General features: G+C 43.8%; 22 protein-coding genes. 7 read left to right on the top strand and 15 right to left on the bottom strand.

All coding sequences use genetic code 11. From position 1 onward, the window contains the following. Positions 1–27: 27 nt before the first annotated feature. The 7 genes from acpP to yceD form a co-directional block, all read right to left on the bottom strand. On the bottom strand, positions 28–261 hold the full coding sequence (gene acpP, locus R7Q46_RS10450; protein ID WP_004406112.1) for an acyl carrier protein: 234 nt from the start codon (positions 259–261) through the stop codon (positions 28–30). Between the two features lie 246 nt (positions 262–507). Further along, positions 508–1,242, bottom strand: coding sequence for a 3-oxoacyl-ACP reductase FabG (gene fabG / locus R7Q46_RS10445; RefSeq protein WP_031781117.1), 735 nt, complete (start codon positions 1,240–1,242; stop codon positions 508–510). Positions 1,243–1,287: 45 nt separating this feature from the next. Beyond that, on the bottom strand, positions 1,288–2,211 hold the full coding sequence (fabD, locus tag R7Q46_RS10440; RefSeq protein WP_005387313.1) for an ACP S-malonyltransferase: 924 nt from the start codon (positions 2,209–2,211) through the stop codon (positions 1,288–1,290). Between the two features lie 75 nt (positions 2,212–2,286). Continuing rightward, a complete protein-coding gene (locus R7Q46_RS10435; RefSeq protein WP_017821385.1) occupies positions 2,287–3,237 on the bottom strand; it encodes a beta-ketoacyl-ACP synthase III in 951 nt (316 codons plus the stop codon). 5 nt (positions 3,238–3,242) lie between these two features. After that, positions 3,243–4,268 (bottom strand): phosphate acyltransferase PlsX, encoded by a 1,026-nt coding sequence (gene plsX / locus R7Q46_RS10430; RefSeq protein ID WP_017633846.1) that lies wholly within the window; start codon positions 4,266–4,268, stop codon positions 3,243–3,245. 10 nt (positions 4,269–4,278) lie between these two features. After that, a complete protein-coding gene (gene rpmF / locus R7Q46_RS10425; protein WP_005396978.1) occupies positions 4,279–4,449 on the bottom strand; it encodes a 50S ribosomal protein L32 in 171 nt (56 codons plus the stop codon). Positions 4,450–4,508: 59 nt separating this feature from the next. After that, positions 4,509–5,033: a 23S rRNA accumulation protein YceD gene (gene yceD, locus R7Q46_RS10420; protein WP_213901622.1), complete on the bottom strand. Its 525-nt coding sequence runs from the start codon at positions 5,031–5,033 to the stop codon at positions 4,509–4,511. A 149-nt stretch (positions 5,034–5,182) separates the two neighbouring features. On the opposite strand from yceD, the gene R7Q46_RS10415 reads away from it, so the two are divergent. Further along, positions 5,183–5,764 carry a Maf family protein gene (locus tag R7Q46_RS10415; RefSeq protein ID WP_213889477.1) on the top strand — a complete coding sequence of 194 codons (582 nt, stop codon included), beginning with the start codon at positions 5,183–5,185 and terminating at the stop codon, positions 5,762–5,764. A gap of 58 nt (positions 5,765–5,822) precedes the next feature. On the opposite strand, the gene rluC is transcribed toward R7Q46_RS10415, so the two are convergent. After that, positions 5,823–6,767: a 23S rRNA pseudouridine(955/2504/2580) synthase RluC gene (gene rluC, locus R7Q46_RS10410; RefSeq protein WP_021033985.1), complete on the bottom strand. Its 945-nt coding sequence runs from the start codon at positions 6,765–6,767 to the stop codon at positions 5,823–5,825. Between the two features lie 639 nt (positions 6,768–7,406). On the opposite strand from rluC, the gene rne reads away from it, so the two are divergent. Together rne and R7Q46_RS10400 are read left to right on the top strand one after the other, a co-directional pair. Beyond that, complete coding sequence (rne, locus tag R7Q46_RS10405) at positions 7,407–10,481, top strand: ribonuclease E (protein ID WP_213871740.1); 3,075 nt, start codon at positions 7,407–7,409, stop codon at positions 10,479–10,481. A 332-nt stretch (positions 10,482–10,813) separates the two neighbouring features. Further along, positions 10,814–12,373 carry a SulP family inorganic anion transporter gene (locus R7Q46_RS10400; protein ID WP_005380840.1) on the top strand — a complete coding sequence of 520 codons (1,560 nt, stop codon included), beginning with the start codon at positions 10,814–10,816 and terminating at the stop codon, positions 12,371–12,373. 60 nt (positions 12,374–12,433) lie between these two features. Here the strand turns inward: R7Q46_RS10400 and R7Q46_RS10395 are convergent, their stop codons facing one another. After that, entirely contained in the window at positions 12,434–12,883 is a 450-nt protein-coding gene (locus R7Q46_RS10395) for a low molecular weight protein-tyrosine-phosphatase (protein WP_064368645.1), read from the bottom strand. Positions 12,884–13,000: 117 nt separating this feature from the next. Between R7Q46_RS10395 and cobO the strand changes: the two genes are divergently transcribed. Next, complete coding sequence (cobO, locus tag R7Q46_RS10390) at positions 13,001–13,606, top strand: cob(I)yrinic acid a,c-diamide adenosyltransferase (protein ID WP_213871741.1); 606 nt, start codon at positions 13,001–13,003, stop codon at positions 13,604–13,606. Positions 13,607–13,668: 62 nt separating this feature from the next. Here cobO and R7Q46_RS10385 read toward each other — a convergent pair whose 3' ends face one another. The 3 genes from R7Q46_RS10385 to apbC form a co-directional block, all read right to left on the bottom strand. Continuing rightward, positions 13,669–15,756 carry an AsmA family protein gene (locus R7Q46_RS10385; RefSeq protein WP_318077487.1) on the bottom strand — a complete coding sequence of 696 codons (2,088 nt, stop codon included), beginning with the start codon at positions 15,754–15,756 and terminating at the stop codon, positions 13,669–13,671. 188 nt (positions 15,757–15,944) lie between these two features. After that, positions 15,945–16,586: a uridine kinase gene (udk, locus tag R7Q46_RS10380; protein ID WP_005380833.1), complete on the bottom strand. Its 642-nt coding sequence runs from the start codon at positions 16,584–16,586 to the stop codon at positions 15,945–15,947. 180 nt (positions 16,587–16,766) lie between these two features. After that, entirely contained in the window at positions 16,767–17,843 is a 1,077-nt protein-coding gene (gene apbC, locus R7Q46_RS10375) for an iron-sulfur cluster carrier protein ApbC (protein WP_005380830.1), read from the bottom strand. Between the two features lie 162 nt (positions 17,844–18,005). Between apbC and metG the strand changes: the two genes are divergently transcribed. Beyond that, on the top strand, positions 18,006–20,081 hold the full coding sequence (metG, locus tag R7Q46_RS10370; protein ID WP_033905755.1) for a methionine--tRNA ligase: 2,076 nt from the start codon (positions 18,006–18,008) through the stop codon (positions 20,079–20,081). 78 nt (positions 20,082–20,159) lie between these two features. Here the strand turns inward: metG and R7Q46_RS10365 are convergent, their stop codons facing one another. Beyond that, on the bottom strand, positions 20,160–20,405 hold the full coding sequence (locus R7Q46_RS10365; protein WP_226975267.1) for a hypothetical protein: 246 nt from the start codon (positions 20,403–20,405) through the stop codon (positions 20,160–20,162). 109 nt (positions 20,406–20,514) lie between these two features. Then, entirely contained in the window at positions 20,515–21,588 is a 1,074-nt protein-coding gene (locus R7Q46_RS10360) for a hypothetical protein (RefSeq protein ID WP_171344334.1), read from the bottom strand. 310 nt (positions 21,589–21,898) lie between these two features. On the opposite strand from R7Q46_RS10360, the gene R7Q46_RS10355 reads away from it, so the two are divergent. Further along, positions 21,899–22,708: a hypothetical protein gene (locus tag R7Q46_RS10355; RefSeq protein ID WP_017821380.1), complete on the top strand. Its 810-nt coding sequence runs from the start codon at positions 21,899–21,901 to the stop codon at positions 22,706–22,708. Between the two features lie 110 nt (positions 22,709–22,818). On the opposite strand, the gene fadR is transcribed toward R7Q46_RS10355, so the two are convergent. Continuing rightward, entirely contained in the window at positions 22,819–23,658 is an 840-nt protein-coding gene (gene fadR / locus R7Q46_RS10350; protein ID WP_005380824.1) for a fatty acid metabolism transcriptional regulator FadR, read from the bottom strand. A 639-nt stretch (positions 23,659–24,297) separates the two neighbouring features. Here fadR and nhaB point away from each other — a divergent pair. Beyond that, the gene (nhaB, locus tag R7Q46_RS10345) at positions 24,298–25,884 is read left to right on the top strand and encodes a Na(+)/H(+) antiporter NhaB (RefSeq protein WP_005380822.1); all 1,587 of its coding nucleotides are present in this window, start codon (positions 24,298–24,300) and stop codon (positions 25,882–25,884) included. Positions 25,885–25,947 lie beyond the last annotated feature (63 nt).

The following is a 25,947-nucleotide window of genomic DNA, read 5'->3' as shown; positions in this document are numbered from 1 at the left end:
GTCTAGGAGACCGCCTGGGAGAGCTAATTACTGAGCGCTGTTTACGTAGTCGATTGCAGCTTGAACAGTAGTGATCTTCTCAGCTTCTTCGTCAGGAATCTCAGTGTCGAATTCCTCTTCTAGAGCCATAACTAGTTCTACAGTGTCTAGAGAATCAGCACCTAGATCGTCAACGAAAGAAGCTTCGTTTTTAACTTCTGCTTCGTCTACACCTAGCTGTTCAACAATGATTTTCTTTACGCGTTCTTCGATGTTGCTCATTTTTCTTTTCCTTTACAGATTTCGCCTAATGCGATGATTCCGTAGTTTATTCGAACTATTGAAAGTTGCAAGGGGGTCCTTGCTGGTCAAACCACAAAATTAGCGAATTTAACCGAATTTCAATACATTTTTGACTTAAATCATGCACAAATCTTGCGCATAAGCATGACAAGTTCATGACAGTTAACTGCAACTATAGGCTATTTTTCACAATGTAAAATAGCTTATTTTGCATAAACTGTCGCATTAAACCATGTACATGCCACCATTTACATGCAAAGTTTCACCAGTAATGTACGCTGCTTCAGGAGAAGCAAGGAAAACTACTGCTGATGCAATTTCACGTGGGTCACCTAAACGACCTGCTGGCACGTTCGACAAAGTTGCCGCACGTTGGTCATCATTTAGCGCCTTAGTCATGTCAGTTTCGATGAAACCAGGAGCAACAGTGTTCACTGTTACACCACGAGACGCAACTTCACGAGCCATTGATTTAGTAAAACCAATCACGCCCGCTTTCGCTGCTGCGTAGTTAGTTTGACCAGCATTACCCATGGTACCAACAACAGAGCCTACGTTGATGATACGACCCGCACGTTTTTTCATCATACCGCGTAAAACCGCTTTAGACATGCGGTAGATAGGCGTTAGGTTGGTATCGATGATGTCGTTCCACTCATCATCTTTCATGCGCATCAATAGGTTGTCACGAGTAATACCAGCGTTATTCACCAGAATATCGATCACACCAAATTCTTCGTTGATCGTTTTTAATGTCGCTTCGATAGACTCGACATCAGTCACGTTAAGCGCTAAGCCTTTACCGTTATCACCAAGATACTCGCTGATAGCAGCCGCACCACTTTCAGAAGTAGCAGTACCGATAACCGTAGCACCTCGCTCGACAAGAAGTTCCGCGATCGCGCGGCCAATACCACGGCTTGCGCCGGTAACTAGCGCGATCTTACCTTCTAGATTCATCATGTTGTGTTTCCTTTTCTTATCGCAAATTTATCGCTTGATGGATTACTTCGCAGCGTCTAGCGATGCGATATCATTCACTGCTGCTGCAGTTAGCGTTTTCACGATACGTTTTGTTAGACCTGTTAAAACTTTACCAGGGCCAAGCTCAAGAAGATTTTCTACGCCTTGTTCGTGCATCAGTTCAACTGTTTCAGTCCAACGAACTGGGCTATGTAGCTGACGAACAAGCGCATCTTTGATTTTTGCAGGATCTGTCTCAGCAACCACATCAACGTTGTTGATAACTGGCAGCTGTGGTGAGTTAAATTCGATAGACTCAAGAGCTACAGCAAGTTTTTCCGCTGCTGGCTTCATAAGTGCACAGTGTGAAGGTACTGAAACAGGAAGAGGAAGCGCACGCTTCGCACCAGCTTCTTTACATAGCGCACCAGCTCGCTCTACTGCGTCTTTGCTACCAGCGATAACGACTTGGCCAGGCGAGTTAAAGTTTACTGGAGAGACCACTTCGCCTTGCGCTGCGTCTTCACACGCTTTTGCAATCGCATCATCAGCCAAACCGATAATCGCGTACATTGCGCCAGTACCAGCTGGTACTGCTTCTTGCATAAGTTGACCACGTAATTCAACCAGCTTGATGGCTTCTTTAAAGTCAATAACACCCGCACATACAAGTGCTGAGTACTCACCTAGGCTGTGACCAGCTAGGTTGGCTGGTTGCTCTAAGCCAAGTTCCTGCCATACACGCCAGATTGCAACAGATGAAGCTAGCAAAGCTGGTTGAGTACGGAAAGTCTCGTTTAAATCTTCTGCAGGTCCATTTTGAACAAGCGCCCATAGATCGTAACCTAGTGCGTCAGATGCTTCTGCAAATGTTTGTTTTACTACGTCATATTGTTCGCCTAGTTCTGCAAGCATACCTACAGCTTGAGAACCTTGACCTGGAAATACGATAGCAAACTTGCTCATGTTGTTTTCCTTTAAGCAAAGTAAAAAGAAATAAGATGCACCAAGTGCACCTTAAATTTTGAATTCTTGTGAAACTTAGAACTTCACAAGGGCCGAGCCCCAAGTGAATCCGCCGCCAAACGCTTCAAGAAGCAGAGTTTGACCGCGTTTAATACGACCATCACGTACCGCTTCATCTAGTGCTGTTGGCACAGTAGCAGCTGATGTGTTGCCGTGTTTATCAAGTGTAATCACGACTTGGTCTAGTGACATCGAAAGTTTCTTCGCTGTCGCTGAAATAATGCGGTAGTTCGCTTGGTGCGGCACTAGCCAGTCTAGTTCAGACTTATGCATGTTGTTGGCTTCAAGCGTATCTTTTACTAGTTTCGATAGCTGAGTGACAGCGACTTTGAATACTTCGTTCCCAGCCATATGAAGCCATTTATCCGCATCTTGCCCCCGCACAGGTACAGGTAGGCTTAGAAGCTCTCCGAATTGACCATCCGAGTATATGTGGGTAGAGATAATGCCAGGCTCTTGGCTAGCGCCTACGACAACGGCTCCGGCACCATCACCAAATAGGATGATGGTTGAACGGTCTGTCGGATCACACGTTTTAGACAAAGCATCTGAACCAATCACAAGTACGTTTTTGCACATACCAGATTTGATATGTTGGTCTGCAACAGATAATGCGTACACAAAACCAGAACAAGCAGCGGCTAAGTCAAAAGCTGGACAACCTTTAATGCCAAGCTTTGCCTGCACCTGACACGCAGATGAAGGGAAAGTATGGCTACTGCTCGTTGTGGCTACGATAATCAGGTCGATATCGTTTTTATCAATACCCGCCATATCGATAGCGTTTTCAGCTGCGTAGAATGCCATGTCTGCTACAGTTTCGTTTTCTGCAGCAATTCGACGCTCTTTAATACCCGTGCGAGCAACGATCCACTCATCACTTGTATCTACCATTTTCTCTAGATCTGCGTTTGTACGCACCTGAGATGGCAGGTAGCTGCCAGTACCTAAAATTTTGCTATACATGAAGACTAATAATGCCTCTCGAGTAAAACCGCTTCCAAACGATCGCTAATACGGCTTGGTACTTGTCGTTTGACCTCGTGTACTGCCTCGCCAAGTGCATTGACAATCGCAGATACATCCGCACTTCCATGGCTTTTTATGACAATGCCGCGCAATCCTAGCAAACTTGCGCCGTTATACTGGTCGGGGTTCAGTGTTTTTAGTTCATTAAACAGCCTAGAAAACAACTTTCTAGCTATCCAACCCTTTATCGTTGATGCCATTATGCTGGTTTTAATTTTTTCGATAAAAAGTTGAGCTGTTCCCTCACTGGCTTTTAAGCATACGTTGCCGACAAATCCATCACAAACAATGACGTCCGCAACATCATGCAAAATTTGATTACCTTCAATATAACCGACAAAGTTAATCGCATCGGTCTGAGAAAGCATTTCTGCGCAACGTTTGACTAAATCGTTACCTTTAATCTCTTCTGCGCCAATATTGAGTACAGCAACGCGAGGAGGACGACCCAAGTGTTCTTCAGCTAATGCACTGCCCATTACAGCAAATTGGAACAAGCTATCAGCATCGCACGATACATTCGCCCCCAGATCTAGCATCCAAGTACGCTTTCCGGTAATCGTCGGTAAAGCGGAAACTAAAGCAGGACGTTCAATGCCAGGAAGTAACTTAAGAATGAAACGCGATAGTGCCATTAATGCACCGGTGTTGCCACCACTAACACAAGCATCCGCTTTCTGCTCAGAAACCAAATCGATAGCCATACGCATAGAACTATTTTGGCTATTACGTAACGCCAATGAAGGTTTTTCTGAGTTCGAGATAACTTTCTCGCTGTGAAGAATAGTCAAGCGGGAACTGGTCGAGGTACCGAGTTGAGATAATTGAGACGTGATCAGAGATTGATCACCAATAAGAATCACTTTTAGCTCTGGGAAATGAGACAGTGCCTGCACGGCGGCAGGCACTGTTACGCGTGGACCGAAATCCCCGCCCATTGCATCAAGTGCAACGGTAATACTTTGCAAAGGTTCAACCTTACTTGTTGATAACCTTTTGACCACGGTAGTAACCTTCAGCAGTTACGTTGTGGCGTAGGTGAGTTTCACCAGAAGTCGCGTCTACAGATAGAGCAGCTGTAGTTAGCGCATCGTGTGAACGACGCATACCGCGCTTAGAACGAGTTTTACGGTTTTTCTGTACGGCCATTGACCCTACTCCTATACTATTGGGTTAAAAACCTGAAGAAGAATCGGCTACCACACCTATTACTTTTTCAGACTTTTCAAAACGTCGAATGGATTCGGTTTTTCTTCCTCAATTTCTTCAGGAATCTCACCAAAAACCATGTTATTTGAATCAACGCTACAATCCGCTTCATCGTGCATCGCAATTTGAGGTAATGCTAAGATGAACTCGTCTTCAACAAGTTGTATGAGGTCTAATTCACCATATTCATTTAGATCTACCAAATCATAAATTTCTGGTGCTTCCTGTTCTGTTTTCTCACCGTAGTAAGGAGTAGAAAGGAATTCAACTTCGCACTCATGTGCGAATACCTCATTACAACGCTGACACTCTAAATCGACTTCGATGTTAGCTTTACCAGAGACAACAACGAGTCGCTGTTCATCCATCCCAAATGACAATGAGACTTCTGCGTCGCGTTTTACGCCTTCAGTTGTTTCCACTAAGCGCTTGAAAAGACTAGCTTGGATGATGCCATCGTAATCCAATCGTTTCTGTGCAGCTTTAGCTGGGTCAACCGTTCGCGGTATTTTTACCTTTTGCATAGGGCGCGAATATTATCTTCCAAATCAAAATTAGTCAAAGAAAAAGGCAAAAAAGTTGTACTTTTTTACGCTTAACATACAGAGCATTAGCCAGAATCATTTTTGATCGATTATCCTATTGGAAATGCTCCCACGAATTGTAATTCAAAATGAAAAATTACCAACTGGTTTTAGCCTCAACCTCCCCTTTTCGTAAACAACTGCTTGAAAAGCTCTCACTACCATTCGTTTGTTTATCACCTGATTGCGATGAAACACCTTTTGACCAAGAAACGCCAACTGAACTTGTGCAGAGACTGGCCCAAGAGAAAGCAATATCTTGCCAGACGGATACAGCAAGTTTAGTTATCGGCAGTGACCAAGTTTGTGTCATTAATGGTGAAATCGTTGGCAAGCCTTTAAATAGAGATAACGCGATAAATCAACTTTTGGCTCAAAGTGGAAAAGTCATCACTTTCTATACTGGTCTTGCAGTACATAACACCGTCACAAACCATACAGAAGTCGGCTTTGATTCTTTCGAGGTGCACTTTAGAGATTTAACGCTTGAACAAATCGAACGCTACGTCGACAGGGAAGAACCTTTTTACTGCGCAGGCAGCTTTAAAGCCGAAGGCATGGGAATTTGTTTGTTTACGAAATTAGTTGGTAAAGACCCGAACACACTTGTCGGACTACCATTGATTGATTTGATTGATATATTGCATGTTCAAGGACTCGATGTCCTTTAACCCAAATACGATAAAAGGGAGCCTGTGGCTCCCTTTTGCATCCGCGAGGAAAACATGGTTACGCGTTTCTTAAACCCGCCAACACTTTTTCTAGTTTCGGTTCCATCGGTGCGTTGATTTCCATCCACTCATCATTTGATGGGTGTTGGAACTTAATGTTTGCCGCGTGTAGGAACAAACGATCTAAACCAACTTGACCTGTATAAGCATCAAAGCGGCGATCACCGTAGCGATCATCCCAAGCGATTGGGTGACCAGTGTATTGCGTATGAACTCGGATTTGGTGAGTTCGACCAGTAATCGGACTCGCCTGAATCAATGTAGCTTGTTCGAACTTTTCCAAAATCTTAAAACGCGTTTCTGACGGCTTACCATTAGGGTTAACACGAACAATACTGTTCACTTCGTTTTTGAGCAGTGGCGCGTTCACAACCTTACAACTGCTTTTCCATTGCCCCATGACAAGAGCTAAGTAAAACTTCTTTACTGTCTTTTCACGAAACTGGGCTTGCAAGTGACGAAGTGCAGAACGCTTCTTAGCAACCAGCAAAATCCCTGAAGTATCACGGTCAATACGATGCACAAGTTCAAGAAAGCGAGCTTGAGGTCGCAGAGCCCTAAGCGCTTCAATCGCACCAAACTTTAAACCACTGCCACCATGCACAGCGGTGCCAGATGGTTTGTTTAGAATCAACATATGGTCATCTTCGAAGATAATCATATTTTCCAACTCAGCGACTTTGTTAAGTTTCGTACTTGGTGCGACATCGTCATCTTTTTTCTCGACGGTCACCGGTGGAATACGAACGAGATCGCCTGCTTTTAACTTGTACTCTGCTTTTATACGCTTTTTATTTACGCGCACTTCGCCCTTACGCACAATTCGGTAAATCATGCTTTTAGGAATGTCTTTTAATTGGTTGCGCAAAAAATTATCAATGCGCTGACCCGCCATATCTTCGTCGATGTCGACGAACTGGACTTTTGTTCTTATTTCGTTCATGGGCGGTATTGTAAACTCAATTTCGTGCGACTTCACATTATTCTTGTCGTAAAAGAAACACTCGGTGGCACATACTGGTCTAAATTTCGCCAAGCTTTTGTTTAAATTATTAAAACTCTCAATCAAGTTCTCAATTTGTTTTCTGTCTTGAACAGTTTGCACATCTCAATTGCTTATGAAACAGCCAGTTATAAAATAGAAATTTTGAGTTTAGCGGCAAATTTTCTATCGTTTGCGTGAAAGCAGATTGCTGATAGCCACGCGCACTGCTATAGTTCACAGCTGCTAAGGAAGGTTTGGTTACATTTTATTCATTACCAATCATTTATCCTCAAGCAATGTGAGTAGATCGTTGAAGGTCGAGTGCAGCATTGGCGTGAGACACATCGAATTCAACACTCTTGCCACCCTACTCCTCGCATATTCACGTTGAGTACCTACCGCCCAAATAGCGGGTCACAAGTCTACGTTTCCAACAGAAACCACAAGAGGCTTGTGATGACTGAAGTGCCCGAGAGCATCCCCTTCCAGCCGGGAGGCTGCAAAATACAAGCCATGGGATCAGGCACCGTGAAAGAGCGAAAAAACAGTGGCAAGTCGACAAGAAAGATATAAAAGAAAAGACAACGAGAATTTTCAATGAAAAGAATGTTAATTAACGCAACTCAAAAAGAAGAGTTGCGTGTCGCTCTGGTTGATGGCCAGCGACTTTTCGATCTTGATATCGAGAGTCCAGGTCATGAATCTAAAAAAGCGAATATCTACAAAGGACGTATCACACGTATCGAACCAAGCTTAGAAGCCGCATTTGTTGATTACGGCGCCGAGCGTCACGGTTTCCTCCCTCTCAAAGAAATTGCCCGCGAATATTTCCCTGAAGGTTACACCTACCAAGGTCGTCCAAGCATCAAAGAAGTGCTAACGGAAGGCCAAGAAGTTATCGTTCAAGTGGAAAAAGAAGAACGTGGAAGCAAGGGCGCAGCTCTTACTACTTTCATTTCTCTTGCTGGTAGTTACCTTGTTCTGATGCCTAACAACCCTCGTGCTGGCGGTATTTCTCGTCGAATCGAAGGTGACGAGCGTACTCAACTAAAAGCCGCATTAAGTACTTTGGAACTGCCTCAGGGCATGGGCCTAATCGTACGTACTGCTGGCGTTGGCAAGAGTGCTGAAGAGCTTGAGTGGGATTTGAATGTACTACTTAACCACTGGGGTGCAATCAAAGGTGCAGCGGACTCTAACCCTGCTCCATTCTTAATCCACCAAGAAAGTAACGTTATCGTTCGTGCAATCCGTGACTATTTGCGTCGTGATATTGGCGAAATCTTAATTGATAGCAACACCATCTACGAACGTGCAAAAGAGCACATTCAATTGGTGCGCCCTGATTTCCTTAACCGCGTTAAGAAATATGAAGGCGAAGTTCCACTATTCAGCCACTACCAAATCGAAAGCCAAATTGAATCGGCTTTCCAACGTGAAGTGCGTCTGCCATCTGGTGGTTCTATTGTTATTGACCCGACTGAAGCACTAACGTCTATCGATATCAACTCTGCTCGTGCAACCAAGGGCGGCGATATTGAAGAAACAGCTCTAAACACGAACCTAGAAGCAGCCGACGAAATTGCTCGCCAATTACGTCTACGTGACTTGGGTGGCTTAGTGGTTATCGACTTTATCGATATGACCCCGGTTCGTCACCAACGAGAAGTAGAAAACCGTCTACGTGAAGCCGTTCGTCTTGATCGCGCTCGTGTACAAATCGGTCGTATTTCTCGCTTTGGTTTGTTGGAGATGTCACGCCAGCGCTTGAGCCCTTCTCTTGCAGAAGCAAGCCACCACATCTGTCCTCGCTGTAGCGGAACTGGTGTCGTTCGCGACAACGAATCTCTAGCACTTTCTGTACTTCGTTTAATTGAAGAGGAAGCGCTAAAAGACAACACAGCACAAGTACTTGCAGTCGTACCTGTGCCAATCGCCTCTTACTTATTGAACGAAAAACGTCGTTCAGTAAACCATATCGAACGCATTCAAGAAGTGAAAATTACGGTTGTTCCTAACTCTGATATGGAAACGCCGCACTTTGAAGTTATCCGTGTTCGTGAAGGCGAAGAGTTCGATCTGATTTCTTACTTACTTCCTAAGAAACTGGAAGCGATGAAAGAAGCAGAAGGTAAAGAGCCAGCGGAAGTTGACGTAAAACCAAAACGAATTGAAGAGCCAGTTCTTAAAGGCTTTGCTGCTCCGTCTCAAACCGCACCTGCACCAGCAGCTAAACCAGCTCCTGAGGCGAAGAAGAAAGAACAGAAAGTTGAACAAGAAGAGAAACCTGGATTGTTCAGCCGTCTGTTTAAAGCACTTGGTAGCTTCCTATTCGGTGGTTCTGAAGAAACAAAAGAAGAACAGAAGCCTCAGGAAGAGAAAAAACCAAATCGCGATAATCGACGTAACAAACGTGATCGCAACGATCGTCGTCGCAATAACAACCAGCGCGATAATCGTGATAACCGCGACAATCGCGATAACCGACGTCGTCGTAAGCCTCGTGATGAGCAGGCTAATGAGCAAAACGAAGCTCAACAACAAACAAATAAACCGCAAAACCGTAACCAAAAGCGTAAACCTAAAGCTCAACAGGCAGATAAAGCCCAAGAGCAGAAAGCAAACGCAAAAGTAGCGGAAAAAGGTCTGCAGCTAGCAGCGGAAGCTCGTACTGAAACAAAACCAGAAGAGAGCAAACCGAAGCAGCAAAATGCGAAAGCAGAAAAAGTGAAAGAGCGCCGCCAACGTCGCAAATTGAACAAGTCTGTACGCGTTAAGGACCAAGAAGCTATTGAGAAGAAAGCCGAAGAAACAGCGGTTAAGACTCAAGAAACGGTTGAAGCTAAAGTTGAAAAGCCAACAGAAGCAGCGGTAGAGGCACAGCAAGACAACAAGCAAGCAGAGTCTAAGCAACGTCGTAATCGTCGTTCGCCACGTCACCTGCGTGCAAGCGGCCAGCGTCGTCGCCGTGGCCGTGATCGCCGCCCTAACCCGTTCCGCCTACGTAAGGGAGGTGTCGCTTCTCCTGAAATGGCTATGGGTAAAGTAATGCCACGTTACATTCCGAAACCAGCACCTAAGAAGGAAGAGCGAGTTAAGGAAGAAGCTGTAGCAGCAGTACCTACAATCCAAGGTGGCTTTGCGTGTCCAGAAATGGCAATGGGTAAAGTGATTATTCGTCGCGAGCAACCTGTCGTAACAGATGCGCCAGTTGTTGAACACAAGGTTCAAGAAACCGTTGAAGCGAAAGTGGAAGCTCCAGTAGTAGAAGCACCTGTTGTTGAAACAGTAATCGCAGAAAAAGCTGAATCGGCAGTAGTAGAAACAGCATCGGTAGAGCCTATCGTTGAAACTCCTGTAACTGAACATGCTGAGCCGGTTGATGCCATTGTAGAAACGGCACCTACTGAAGAGCCTATCGTTGAAGCAGCAAAAGAGATTGCAGCCGAAGCGCCAGTAGATAAACCAGAGCCTAAAGTCGAAGCCATTAAAGTTGCTGCTAAGCTAAACGCTGGCGCACCGATGACGAAAGCACCTGGCCCTCAAGAGCTACGCGAAATCACGGTTGCAGCAGCACCGTTCAAAACCGAACGTTACCAAGCTAAAGGTGCTGGTAGCCAAGTGGCTAAAAACCGTGCATCGGCAGAGATGACAAAGCCTAACTTTAACTAGGCTAAATCATTACGTTCAACTGCTTAACGGCATAAATAAATTAAAGGCTACCATCTGGTAGCCTTTTTTATCTTCATATTTGCCCAATAAATTGTTCATATAAATACCAATTCGTGATCACATTTGTACGCCATTATTCGTATCATTCTTGAACTTAATCACACTTTTCGGTAGCATGCGCCGACTCAAGTTTTCGACACCATTCTGATGCTGCTCTTTTAATACTACGGTTTACACTGCAATGTTTGATTAAAAATCAACCTTCCAGTGGCTTGTGCAAATACGAATATGTGTCGGGTTTAACTCATTGCAAAGAGAACTTAAAAACAAACATGTTCGAATTTCCCCAATTTTCTAAGCACTCCGTAAAAAATGATGTGCTATCAGGCTTAACCGTTGCGCTAGCATTGGTTCCTGAAGCTGTCGCATTTGCGTTCGTCGCAGGCGTAGATCCGATGGTCGGTCTTTACGCTGCATTCATCGTTGGTCTTATTACTTCCATTTTCGGTGGTCGTCCTGGCATGATTTCTGGTGCAACAGGTGCCATGGCAGTCGTAATGGTTTCGCTTGTCGCGACTCACGGTGTCCAGTACCTATTCGCAGCCATCATGCTCGCTGGTATTCTTCAAATTGCCGCTGGTATGTTTAAATTGGGTAAGTTCATCCGTATCGTACCTCACCCTGTGATGATCGGTTTTGTGAACGGTCTGGCTATTGTTATCTTCCTAGCTCAGTTGGGTCAGTTTAAAGCGCCAGACATCAACGGCATGCTTACTTGGCTACCACAAGACCAGATGCTGCTAATGCTTGGTTTGGTTGCGCTGACTATGGCAATCATTCACTTTCTACCAAAAATCACAACAGCTGTACCCTCTTCACTTGTTGCGATCGTAACGGTGACGGCTTTAGTGGTTGGCTTGGATCTGGAAACTCGCACTGTTGTTGACTTCCTGCGTACAATGTCTGGTGATGAAGCTGCAACACTCGCAGGTTCACTACCAACCTTCTCTATTCCTGCGGTACCATTTACACTAGAGACACTACAAATCATTCTTCCATACGCGATCATTCTCGCGGCCATTGGTCTAATTGAATCTCTACTAACACTGACAGTTTTAGATGAGATGACGAATACTCGTGGTCAATCTAACCGCGAATGTATCGGTCAAGGTATGGCAAACATGACGTGTTCTGTGTTTGGCGCGATGGGTGGTTGTGCGATGATTGGTCAGTCGATGATCAACGTAAACTCAGGTGGTCGTGGTCGTCTATCTGGTATCGTTGCGGCTATCGCTCTATTGATGTTTATCTTATTCGCTTCTTCGCTAATTGAAATGATCCCACTCGCTGCTCTGGTTGGTGTGATGTTCATGGTTGTCATTGGTACATTCGAATGGGCAACATTTAAGCTAGCACGCCGCGTACCGAAGCAAGACTTCTTCGTTATTGTTCTTGTGACCGTTGTTACTGTTCTTACTGACCTTGCTGTTGCCGTAGCGGTTGGTGTTATCGTTTCTGCATTAATGTTTGCATGGCAACACGCTAAGCACATCTATGCCGACACGTGCTTAAACGAGGAAGGTTCAAAAGAGTACAAGATTCACGGCCCTATTTTCTTTGGCTCTGCGGCTAACTTCCTGGAGTTGTTTAACGCGCCTGAAGATCCAAAAGATGTGATTGTCGATTTTGCAGACTCTCGCGTGACTGATCACTCTGCAATTGAAGCCATTGAAACACTGGCTGAGCGTTACAATGCTCAAGGTAAAACGCTACACCTTCGTCACCTAAGCCCAGATTGTCGTAAACTTTTGGACAAAGCTGGCAGCTTGGTTGAAATTAACGTGAAGGAAGACCCAAGCTACAAAGTCGCAACCGACATACTAGCGGGTTAACACGAATAAAAAGGGATGAGCTGAGCTCATCCCTTTTTCTATTGTCTTCAAGCACGGCGATTATAGCTTCTTCAAAATTGCGTCTGATGCCTCTTCGATTAAATCAAGCACCAGTTCAAAGCCATCTTCCCCACCATAATATGGGTCAGGGACTTCGTCGTAACCTGACCCAGAATGACTTAAAAATAACGATACTTTGTGTCGATACTTCAACGGACAGATATCCAATAAATCGGCCAAATTTGCTTTATCTGCGGCTAATATAAGGTCAAACTTTTCAAAGTCATCAATGGTGACTTGGCGCGCTTGCATTCCTTTAAAAGAATAACCTCGCTGCTTTCCTGCTGCCATCGCTCTTGAATCCGGTCGGTTTCCTGCGTGGTAGCCAATTGTACCTGCCGAATCAACCTCTACTTCAACGCCTAGCTTTTGAGCTTTCGCTCTTAACACTGCCTCTCCAGTTGGTGACCGACAAATGTTTCCCATACAAACAACAAGTATTTTCTTCATTTTATTCCCTGAATTATCGGTGGTTTTTCTTCACGATATGTTGGTCTATCATAGCGAGATAAATCAATGAACCCAAATTAGCTTGGACACAGCACGAAAAGGAATTGAGGAAGTATTATGTCTATCGAAGAAAATAAAGAAGCACGCCATAAAGCTCGCCAACAAAAAGTCAAAGAACAGGTAGACGCAAAAATCGCTGCTGCTCAAGAGGAAAAAGGTCTGCTACTGATCATTACCGGAAATGGTAAAGGTAAATCGACATCAGGATTCGGTACGATCGCACGCGCAGTGGGTCATGGTTTGAATTGTGCTGTCGCGCAGTTTATTAAAGGTACTTGGGACAACGGTGAGCGCAACCTACTTGAGAAACTCGGCGTTGAATTCCAAGTAATGGCAACCGGCTTTACGTGGGAAACTCAAAACAAAGCCGCTGATACCGAAGCTGCGCAAGGCGTATGGCAAGAATGTAAGCGCATGCTGCAAGACGACTCTATCGATGTCATCTTGTTTGACGAGCTAACTTATATGCTGAGCTACGGCTACATCGACTTAGACGAAGTGGTCGAAGCGCTGAGCAACCGACCTAAAATGCAGTCGGTTATTATTACTGGGCGTGGCGCACATCGAACCCTGATTGAAATGGCCGATACCGTTTCTGAAGTGAAAAATGTAAAGCACGCATTTGAATCTGGCGTAAAAGCCCTCAAAGGCGTCGATTGGTAACACTCACAGAGTAATTTAAAAAGGGTTGGCAAAATGCCAACCCTTTTGGTTTTCACGCACGGTTAATTGAAAAGATTCTTCAATAAACCATCGACCGCATCTTTGGTTTTCTCGTCTTTGATTTTGTCCGTTAGCTTCTCTACGCCACGATCGATTTCTTTCTGAGCTTTCTGCTTCAGAACATCATCGAATACGAGCTTGAATTTAGGTTCTGCCCACTTACCAGACACATTGATTGGAATCGTGATGTCTTTCAGCTCATCTATATCTTTACCGCCCTGGCCTTCTAGGCTGCCTACAACTGACGTGCTGATAGTAAAGTCGACTGTTTCATTAATGTAGTTTGCGGTACCTTTACCACGAACACGCAACAATGGAGACTGAGCTTGCATATTATCCGTTGATACAACACCTTTGTTGAGTTTCAATGTCGCCGTCATCGCACTGAAGTCTGTTTTCTTAGCTACATTGGTGCCTTCAACTTTTTGCCCTTTAAATTTCGCATAGTTTTCACGAATCAACTGAGCAACGTTGATGCCATTCACCGCACCGTCAGCAAAATTGATAACAACCGTACCAGATAGATTCTTCTTGATACCGGTAGGCGTGAGACTCTTACCTGTAACATTCACATCAATGTTACCTGTCCCTTCAAGTTTGTCGTTTTCAGCAACGTCTATAAGTAGCGGTTGAACTTTCACGCCTTTGATTGACTTTTTAACACTGTAAGTCGCTGGTGATTGGCATGCATCTAACTTCGCTGTCGCTGAGATTGAGCCTTGGTACAACTTCGAACTAAATGATGTAAGCTCAAACACGCCACGATTCACAGTGAAGCTCGTTTTTACCGCTTCCATCTTCGCATTTGCCGCTTTGAATTTGTCGATGGTAATGTCACCCTTTACATCTAACGTTTTCAACGCAGACAAATCAGGCTCAACCTCAGGTCCGGCAGGAGCACTCTCGCCACCAGAAGCAGGCTTATTACCTTCGGCAGCTTGCTTATCTAACCCTAACAACTCATCAAGATCGATATTGGGGCTATGGAGAGCAAAGCGTACTTTAGGAATATCACCGAGTGTCACATCTGCCTTACCATCTAGGGCGATAGCATTCGCTGTTAACTTCTCTAGAACAAAACTCAGGTGGTTTTTCGTTAGGTCGAAAGACAGATCAGACACCATGTCGACTTTCATCGGGGACTGAGGTAAGGCATCACCCTCAAAAGTCGATTTAAGAGTTAACTTATCCAACTGTACTTTGCTGATAGCCTTGTCCACGCTAAGTTGACCAGCACCCTGCATATCTAACTTCATACCACCAGCGTCACCCTTAATGGCATAAGTCAGGTTATTTACTGTATCGAATTCAAACGTGTCTAAACCGATCGTTGCCGATTCAATTTTATTGGCAGGGTCAGAGTATGTCGCATCAAAGTTGATGTTCTTTAGCGCGTAGTTTGCCAAACCTTTTTCTAGCTTAAAGTCTGCCTGACCTTTCGCGGTGAACTTTTGGTCGTTCATTTCGCCCTTCACGCCAAAATCAGCCGTTGTCCAGTTGTCAAAAGCGAATTCGGAAAGGTTTAATGAAATATCATAAAGTTTGGTGTAACTACCGGCTTGCTTATCCTGCATTTCTAATGAACCGTTAGAAACCGTAACGCCAGCAAGATTAATACTCCACTCAGAACCAGAAGTTTGCGTTTCACCATTTTGCGTAGGCGCAGCATTGCTCTCTTGTTCTGCTTGTTGTGTTTGGGCTTTCGTCAATGCATCAATATTCTTGCTGCCATCTTTCTTGGTTTCAATGTAGAACTCAGCACCATCAAGCGTGACGTTTCCAATTTCAAGCTGTTGACTAAAAAGTGGCATAACAGAGATGTCTACACCAACGGTATCAACTTTGAATAAATTGGGTTTACTAAAGCCATGTGGGTTTCGCAATTCTGTATGTCCCAACTCAAAGCCAATCGATGGGAAAAATTGCCAACTGATATCCCCTTCAATCACCAACTCTAATCCCGTTTGCTTTTGCGCTTGCTCAACAATAAGGGGTTTAAACTGATTCGGGTTGACGAAGATGGTTAACGCTAAAATTGCGACCAAAATGACCACAATCGGTATTGCTAGAATTAAGAGCAGTTTCTTCATTTGTTTTTCCTTGCTCGAGTGTTTTTACAATTATAAGCGCAGACTCCATTTACCGCTGACAGTTCCACAAAAGCGTGAAAAGTGTCTGGTTTTAACCTGCAACTGACTAATTTAAAAACAAAAAAAGAAGTGGCACTTAAGGTGCCACTTCTTCTCTTAAAAATAAAGCGATATAGCCGTCTATAGGCTTAAGCTTTCAAAAGTCTTGCAATGTGAGCTTTTAATACATCAATTGCGATACGGTTTTTACCACCGCGAGGAACAATAATGTCCGCATATTGCTTAGAAGGTTCGATAAACTGCATGAACATCGGACGTACTGTTTGTTGGTATTGCTTAAGAACAGACTCCATAGTTCGGCCTCGTTCTTCCACATCACGCTTAACACGGCGAAGTAAGCAAATATCTAACGGTGTGTCCATAAATACTGTCGCATGCATCAAATCACGAAGACGAGGGTCTGTAAGAAGAAGGATACCTTCTAGAATGATCACCTTTTTAGGTGTCATTGTGGTGGTGTTAATTGTTCTTGTGTGCTCAGTGTAGCTGTACTCAGGCACTTCTACTGCTTCACCACGTACCAATTTTTCTAGGTGCTCACACAGTAGGTCGTGGTCCAACGCACTCGGGTGATCGTAGTTCGTCTTTACTCGCTCTTCCATGCTTAGGTGGCTTTGGTCGTTGTAGTAGCAATCTTCCGTGATGACACCGATTTGATGATCGCCTACTTTCGCGCGAAGCTCATTATAAATAGTGCTCGCGATCAGACTTTTTCCAGAAGCAGAAGCGCCAGCAATACCTACGATGACGCATTGATTATTATCAGACATTAGTTTGCACCCGATGATGATTTCTAGTCACATAAAAAGATAAACTGCCTGATTATAGGGAGTTCACCCCATAGTTACTAGTTGGAATTAGGGTTTAGTCATAAGTTTCTGCCTGCTCAGAGGATTAACCTCCGAGCAAACGTTAAAATGTGCAATTATCAACCAACAGGCATAGTAAACTTAGTTCACCATTGTAAAGCTAATCGCATCTGGTTTTGCTTTGCCTTGCCAAAACATCGTGCTACATACGCGATCGGCAAGTTGCTTATAATACCCTGCATGCTCACTTTCTGGGCGTCTTGCTACCGTTGGCACGCCAGCGTCAATATCTTCTCTCATAGAGATATGAAGCGGAATTTGTCCTAACAATGCTAAGCCAAATTCTTGCGACATTTTTTCAGCTCCGCCCATACCAAAAATATGCTCTTTCGCGCCACATTGACTACAAATGTGATAACTCATGTTTTCCACAACACCAATAACCGGGACATGGACTTTGTTAAACATTGCCGCTCCCTTCCTTGCATCGGCAAGGGCTAAATCTTGCGGCGTTGTGACTAGCACGCTACCTGTTACCGGAATTTGTTGTGACAGAGTCAATTGAATATCCCCCGTTCCTGGCGGCATATCAATCACCAAATAATCCAAATCTGGCCAATCTGTTTCAGTTAATAACTGCGACAATGCTTTTGAAGCCATTGGACCGCGCCATATCGCCGCTTCTGATTTATCCACCAAATAACCGATAGAGTGAGTATAGATGCCGTGAGCAAAAATGGGTTCCATCCACTTGCCATCACGAACTTCTGGTTTAGCATCTTCTTGCCCCAACATCATAGGTACAGACGGACCATAGATATCTGCATCCAACAATCCCACTTTCGCCCCAGATTGAGCAATCGCCAACGCTAAGTTAACTGCGGTAGTAGATTTACCAACGCCACCTTTCGCAGAACTGACGGCAATGATGTTCTTAACACCCTTAACCGAGTTAGCCACTTGAGTTTCTAAAGCTTTAACTCCAAGGCGAATATTAAATGGGAATTCAGCCACTTTACCCGAGGCTTGCTGCTGTTTGATCCAGTCATGCAGTACGGTTTGAAGCTCATTACTTGCGAATGGCAACGTTATATCAATAGAACCCTGTGTCGTAATCGAAATTGCGCCATGAATATCTGCCCAGTTTTCCACCAACTGTGGATGTTGGAATTGGTTAAACCAGTGACAAAAATCTTGTTTTGAAGTGAACTGATGCATAAGCCCTCCTTTTAGATGTCATGCTACCACCGTCCAGGCTCAACCAGAACCCCAAAAAAACTAAGGCATTCCGCAGTTTGACACCTTGGAGTTAGTCAGTTCATGGGGTAGTATTATCCATCAAAATTTATTTATACCTATCAAGAAAAGCGAATATTAAGTATGGCAAACGATCCAAAAAACTTTCCGTCAAGGAAAATGCTGGTAACTTGTGCCCTTCCGTACGCTAACGGTTCGATCCACCTTGGTCATATGCTTGAGCATATCCAAGCGGACATTTGGGTTCGTTACCAACGCCTACGCGGCAACACTGTAAACTTCATCTGTGCTGACGATGCTCACGGCACGCCAATCATGCTTAAAGCGCAACAGATGGGTATTACTCCTGAAGAAATGATTGCCGCAGTTAGCGAAGAGCACCAAAAAGACTTCGCTGGATTTGATATCAGCTTTGATAACTACCACAGCACACACTCAGATGAGAACCGTGAGCTAGCGTCACACATTTATCTTGAGTTGAAGAAAAATGGCTTTATCTCTAGCCGCACTATCTCTCAGCTGTTCGATCCAGAAAAAGAGATGTTCTTACCGGACCGTTTCGTAAAAGGTACCTGTCCAAAATGTAAGTCTGAAGACCAGTACGGTGACAACTGTGACAACTGTGGTGAGACTTACAGCCCAACAGAACTGATCAATCCTAAATCTGCGGTTTCTGGTGCGACGCCAGTAATGAAAGATTCAGAGCACTTCTTCTTCGACCTGCCTCAGTTTGAAAGCATGCTAAAAGAGTGGACTCGCTCTGGCTCGCTACAAGCTGAAACAGCGAACAAAATGCAAGAATGGTTCGAGTCTGGTTTGCAGCAATGGGATATCTCACGTGATGCACCATACTTTGGCTTCGAGATCCCTGGTGAGAAGAACAAATTCTTCTACGTATGGCTAGACGCGCCTATCGGCTACATGGGCTCTTTCAAAAATCTATGTGACAAGCGCGACGACCTAGATTTCGACGAGTATTGGAAAAAAGACAGCTCAGCAGAGCTGTACCACTTCATCGGTAAAGACATCGTTTACTTCCACAGCCTATTTTGGCCAGCAATGCTAGAAGGTTCTGGCTTCCGCAAGCCTAACAACGTATTCGTACACGGTTACGTAACCGTAAACGGCGCGAAAATGTCGAAGTCTAAAGGTACGTTCGTAAAAGCAAGCACTTACCTAGAGCACCTAGACCCTGAGTGTCTACGTTACTACTACGCTGCGAAGCTAAACAGCCGTATCGACGATCTAGATCTTAACCTTGAAGACTTCACTCAGCGCGTAAACGCTGACGTTGTTAACAAGATCGTTAACCTGGCATCTCGTAACGCAGGTTTCATCGCGAAACGTTTTGAAGGCAAACTGTCTGACAACTTTGCAGAGCCTGAACTTTACAACGAATTTGTTGCTGCTGCTGACCGTATCGCTGAGCTTTACGAAACGCGTGAGTTTGGTCGTGCAATCCGTGAAATCACGGCATTGGCAGACAAAGCTAACCAATACGTTGATGAAAAAGCACCGTGGGTTGTAGCAAAAGAAGAAGGCAAAGATCAGGAACTACAAGACATCTGTTCTGTCGGTATCAACCTGTTCCGCGTACTGATGACTTACCTGAAACCAGTAATGCCATCGCTAGCTGCGCGTACTGAAGCGTTTCTAAACCAAGAGCTAACTTGGGAAAACATCGCTGCTCCACTAACAGGCCACGAGATCACTAAGTTCAAAGCACTGTTCAACCGTATCGATCCGAAGAATGTTGAAGCGATGATCGAAGCATCTAAAGAAGATGCGGCGGCAGAAATGGCGGCGAAAGAGAAAGCAGAAGCGGAAAAGAACAAGGCTAGCGAAACTGAGCTAGACAAAGAGCCAATCGCTGAAGAGATTGAGTTCGACGCTTTTGCAGCAGTAGATATGCGTATCGCTCGTATCATCTCTTGTGAAGAAGTGCCAAAAGCAAACAAACTGCTTAAGTTCCAACTGGACATCGGTGGTGAAACTCGTCAAGTGTTCTCTGGCATCAAGTCAGCGTACAAACCTGAAGAGCTAGAAGGCAAACTAACTGTAATGGTTGCAAACCTAAAACCTCGTAAGATGAAGTTTGGTATGTCTGAAGGTATGATCCTAGCGGCAGGCCCTGGTGGTAGCGACCTGTGGATCCTTGAGCCACACGAAGGCGCTCAACCTGGCATGCGCGTAATGTAAGTATCTTTATTGAAAAGGCTTAACTAAATCAGTTAAGCCTTTTCTCGCAGTTAAGCTTATCGATTAAGCTTGATTGTACTACAAAGAGAATTCTTCTGGACCCCAAGTAATAATCGCGCCACATGCAAGGAAAAGTACAAAGCTGATCGTGACTACAAAAGCGAGAACTCGATCAAATGTCGTTGCGTATTTTAGTATTAACTGATCATCTACAAGTGATACTTTCGCAGGCTTGCCTCGCATTAAAACTGTAGTATACATTGGGAATCTAACCCCCCAGGTATCTCTATCCCAACCGACAGGGCCATGACCATCCTTCGACATCTTTTTCTCGATCCGCTTTACCGAAACACGAATGAAAAGCAAAGTACTAACTAACCAAGTACATCCGATAATCATATTTGTCATATCAAAATAAGACACGTTGATCCCTTTAATTCCAATGAATGTTAGAACTAACTTCATAAGCACCTTTGGCTAAATTTTGCCCTGCACTATCAGCCATCTTAGCTGCTGCATAGCCGACACCTAAGCCTACACCAATTAAGACTACGACTCCAAATGGGCCAGCAGCCAAAGCGATTCCCATTCCAGATGCAATCACTTTGGATGTGGTCCAAATGCCAGCAGCGTTGCTCGCACCAAACCCAGCAACTTCCATTGCCGCTCTTTTTTGCCAATTTTCTCCGTTATTCTTGGCATTTCGAACATTGTTAAAGCGAACACCAGCATCAATCATGATGATCTTTTTACCTACAATACTAGAGCTTTGTTCAAGAACTCGAATTGAGCGGATGTTAGCTATAGATGTTAAATGTAACTTAGTTATATCCCTACCGCTTCGCGCGATATTGACAGCCCTATTCGGGTTGCTCCAAATGTTACCGCGGCTACTTTTAATTCGCCCTGCATAATGGGCAAGTTCTTTTGTAAATTTTGCATTCAAAGAACTATGAGCTTCTTTAACTCTATATCCAAGCTTCACAAGCTCCTTTTTCTGCGCACCATTTCGTGAGGCTGTACGTACATCTAGTAAGGCATTTTGATATTTGAGCAAAGCTTTCCCGAAATTACTCAATCTGACTTGCTTTTCATTAACAGCAGTAGCGGCAGCACCTACTGCAGTATACTCATCGATTTTCCCTCCCATAGTATGATTAGTAGCATCTAAAAAAGGCTTAATCTCTTTTTCATAGAGGAGGGCTACCGCTTGTAAGTTTTCATCGCCAAACTCACTTGTTAGATTGGCTACATTTCTTTTGGTTTCTTGTGACCAACTTTTTACAGTATCAAGAGCACAAGCTATATCAGGTCTCTCGCTACGCAACTTAGCTATGTTGATCACAGAGCCTTCGTTCAGTATGAAAGGAGTACCTGCGGGAATAAAACTACCAAATATATGTGGGTTGTCCTTACGAAACTGAAGGTACCTATCCTCATCATTTGTATCGATAGGGAGCGTTATCTTTGAGTGAGTACTGAAGCATAGGTCGAATTTATTAGACAAATTAATTACCTCGAACAATCAACAAAATAGACAACTTATATCATATGAAGTGTTCGAATATTTTAATTTCTAAACATTGTGACTTGAATCAGACTAAAAAGTAATCAATATGTAACTCACAAAGAATAACGCGTACACCAAGCATCGACACCGAATAATCAAACATATTCACAAATTTGGTGAATCCATGCACCAACAACGACCATTCAAAAAGAACATTCAATATAACCAATTGTTTAAATTGAGTTTTTGTTTGGCATCAAAACTGCAATCTTCCTTGTTAGGTCCAAACACTAACAAGGAGTTGGTTATGTTTGTTTTGATTTCCACACTATTGTCCATCGCTATTTTAGCCGGAATATATCACTTATCTTCTAAACGAGAGCAGCAACATGCGCGCAAATATCAGCTGTTAACATTGTTGCGAGATGTTGTTCACCTTCTGAGACACCACCGAGCTGCTACTCACTACTCGCTTCAATTCCAACAAAACGATCAACAAAAATTGGACGCTCTTCATGATGCTCTGACTAACAAGCTGCATCTTTTAGTCGAAACATCACGGTTTGAAAACAAACCCATGTATCGCGTATTACAGATTAAAGTAGGGAAACTACTTGAACAATGGAATGACCATAGTGTTGCAAGAAACCAGATGGAGCATGGTAAGTTAATTCGTCATTGCTTGTTTTTGATGGATGAAGTAACCATCGCATGGCTAGCGGTTGAACAAAGAGATGACTTACATAATGAGTATCACATGAACTGGCAAAACATTATGGATAGCTTGGAGACCCTGACTCAGTTACGAATCAGCATTCAAGATTTAGGAGAACAAGGCGGAAATGAGCGTTTCAAAAACTATGCATCGGTCATGATGCGTAAGCTAAACCAACTAGCGGTTATCGCTCCACTTAGCATTACCTCTCCTGCTTCCACGCGCTCAATACAGACGCTAAATGAATACGTGACAGGGAGTCATGTCGACTTAACAGAAGCAGAGCTTTATGGCGTCACATCGGACTTGTCATTGACCATCTTCAATACTTACGACCATGTCCTTTCAGATGTCGTAGAGTCATTATATCTACCGTTACCCAGACTCTCGCTAGCAGGATAAACGTTCCATGCCTTATTATTGGTGCTAGGTCCGTCGCCGACTTATAAATAAAAACAAAAAAACCGCAGGCCTAAGGCACTGCGGTTTTCGTTTATTCAACTTGTCAGCGCTTAGCTGTCGTCTTCCGTGAAGTTCGTTGGTAATTGCTTTTTCATTTCGTTCCAGATCAACGCACTTTCCATACCATAATGACGAATCACCACTGGTAGTTGTTCACGCTGGCCACTTTCACAAGTTTCGAGCAATTGATGGTAAAACTTCAGAGCTAGCTCACGAGAAGCTGGATTTGAGAAGTAGTAGCTACCGACACGATCGTAGAGCTTCTTCAAACCATTAAAGATCAAACCGTAAATTTGATTTCCTGAATGGAATGCTAGGCGCTGGAAAAGCATATAATCGTAAAAGTTGAACGTTTTAGCAATCAAGATTTCTTGACGCTTCGCTTCATCTTTCTCGTTATCTTCTTTCACATTCTGCAGAACTTTTTCAGCATACGGCGAAGAAGCGATGAATTCGTCCCAGGAAGCCGCATTCATTAAAGCTTCACAAGATTCGATTACGTTCTTAATTGTACGCTCAGAGCTCTCTTTGTTCGCTTTAAATGCATAGCGCATAAAGATAGGACTGATGTTGGTACGTGCCGCAAGCAGATCTTCTACAATGTTTGTCGCATTATCAACGTCTAGCGTCATTAAAGTATCCAAAATATGCAGACCAGAGGTCTCCATAAATTGGTTAACTTTCGTAGGTTTGCCGTGCTGGATAGTCAGCCATCCATCACGGGCTAGTCGTTGAAGAACCTCTCTTAAAGTCGTTCGAGTAACACCAATCAGTTCGGACAGCTCGCGCTCAGCAGGTAAAATTGAGCCTGGAGGAAAACGGCCGTTCCAAATGCTCTCGATAATATATTTTTCTGCGAATCCCGCAGGGCTTTTCGCCTTTATGACCATTCTACTTTTTATCCAATATTGATTTCTGAGGGTCGATACTACTCATCATACCACTACTTAGCGGTTTGAGAAAATTTACGATCAATAGTGGAAACGACTCCATAACATAGAGTTAATACTCTATATGTTGTGTCAATTTAAGAGGCTCTAACATGCGAGCGAAAGCAGTAAAATATGAATTTTCATTTAATTAAACAGCTCACAAATCTCGGAGAAATAAAGACAACCGTGTCACATTTTTATATTCAAAATATGAAAAATTACTTTGTATATCACAGTTAATATTCTTTCTTAATTTGCCTTTTCTCGTCACTGACCGTCATTTAAAATCCAAGAGGATTTTTTTAAGACTTTCATGGTATAGTAACGCCGTTTTGATCGCGTTATTACATTTAAAAAGTCATTTTAGTCGGTAGCATCACGTTTTGTTATTGACTAATAAATGCCTGAGTGTAGAGTTTGCGGTCGAAAGTGAGCTGTGCTTGAGTTCAGGGGAAGTAACTTGGCAAGACTACAATAAACAAAGGATTGTTGTTTTACTAAGTTATTGTTTTTAAAGACTAGTTAATAAGTCTAACAAACAGATACTTAAGCACTATTGTAGTGTCTATTCATAATTTTGTTATAAAGAGAATTATCATGCCGATATCGCTCGGAAACGCTTTTATCAAGAACTTCCTTGGTAAAGCGCCTGATTGGTACAAAGTTGCCATTATAGCCTTCTTAATAATTAACCCGATTGTATTCTTCCTAATAAACCCATTTGTAGCTGGATGGTTGTTGGTCGCTGAATTTATTTTCACGCTAGCAATGGCATTAAAATGCTACCCATTACAACCTGGCGGTTTACTTGCTATTGAAGCCATTGCTATCGGCATGACTAGCCCTGCGCAAGTTAAGCACGAATTAGTAGCAAATATCGAAGTACTGCTACTTCTGGTATTTATGGTTGCGGGCATCTACTTCATGAAGCAGCTATTGCTGTTCATTTTTACCAAAATTTTACTTGGCATTCGCTCTAAAACCCTACTATCACTCGCGTTCTGCTTTGCTGCTGCATTTTTGTCTGCATTTTTGGATGCCTTGACGGTTATCGCCGTTGTTATCAGCGTGGCGATCGGCTTTTACTCTATCTATCACAAAGTGGCGTCTGGTAACCCTATCGGTGACCATGACCATACACAAGATGACACGATCACTGAACTAACGCGTGATGACCTAGAAAACTATCGTGCCTTTTTGCGCTCTTTGTTGATGCATGCTGGTGTAGGTACTGCCTTAGGTGGCGTAACCACGATGGTTGGTGAACCTCAAAACTTAATTATTGCAGACCAAGCGGGTTGGTTGTTTGGTGAATTCCTAATCCGTATGTCTCCAGTGACACTCCCTGTATTTTTCTGTGGTCTCATCACTTGTGCTTTAGTTGAAAAGCTTAAAGTGTTTGGCTACGGCGCGAAGCTTCCTAACAACGTTCGTCAGATCCTCGTCGATTTTGACCGTGAAGAGCGTAAAACGCGAACAAATCAAGATGTCGCAAAACTCTGGGTTCAAGGTCTTATTGCGGTTTGGTTGATCGTTGCACTCGCTTTGCACTTAGCGGCTGTCGGCTTAATTGGCCTTTCTGTGATCATTTTAGCGACCGCATTTACTGGTGTCATTGAAGAGCACTCCATGGGGAAAGCGTTTGAAGAAGCCCTGCCCTTCACTGCACTGCTTGCAGTATTTTTCTCGATCGTTGCTGTAATCATTGACCAAGAGCTGTTTAAACCAGTCATCGATGCGGTGCTTGCCGTTGAAGATAAAGGTACTCAGCTAGCTCTGTTCTATGTGGCGAATGGCTTATTATCTATGGTGTCGGATAACGTGTTCGTTGGTACGGTTTACATCAATGAAGTAAAAACTGCACTCATTGAGGGTCTCATTACTCGTGATCAGTTCGACTTACTGGCGGTGGCAATCAATACTGGTACTAACCTGCCTTCTGTTGCAACGCCAAACGGTCAAGCGGCATTCCTATTCTTACTCACATCAGCTCTCGCTCCATTAATTCGTCTGTCTTACGGTCGAATGGTTATCATGGCGCTGCCTTACACCGTCGTTCTTGCGATTGTCGGTCTGATGGGAATCATGTTCTTCCTAGAGCCTGCAACAGCTTCTTTCTACGAAGCTGGTTGGATTTTACCTCATAGTGGTGATCTGACTCCCGTAGTATCCGGTGGTCACTAAAATTTGAGTTGATTAGGAAACTTATCCACGATAAAAAGCTCTGAGTATTCAGAGCTTTTTCTA

The organism is Vibrio sp. 811 (genome assembly GCF_033339195.1).
The sequence above is the reverse complement of the archived record's forward strand: the minus strand, read 5'-3'. Positions and strand labels throughout refer to the sequence as shown.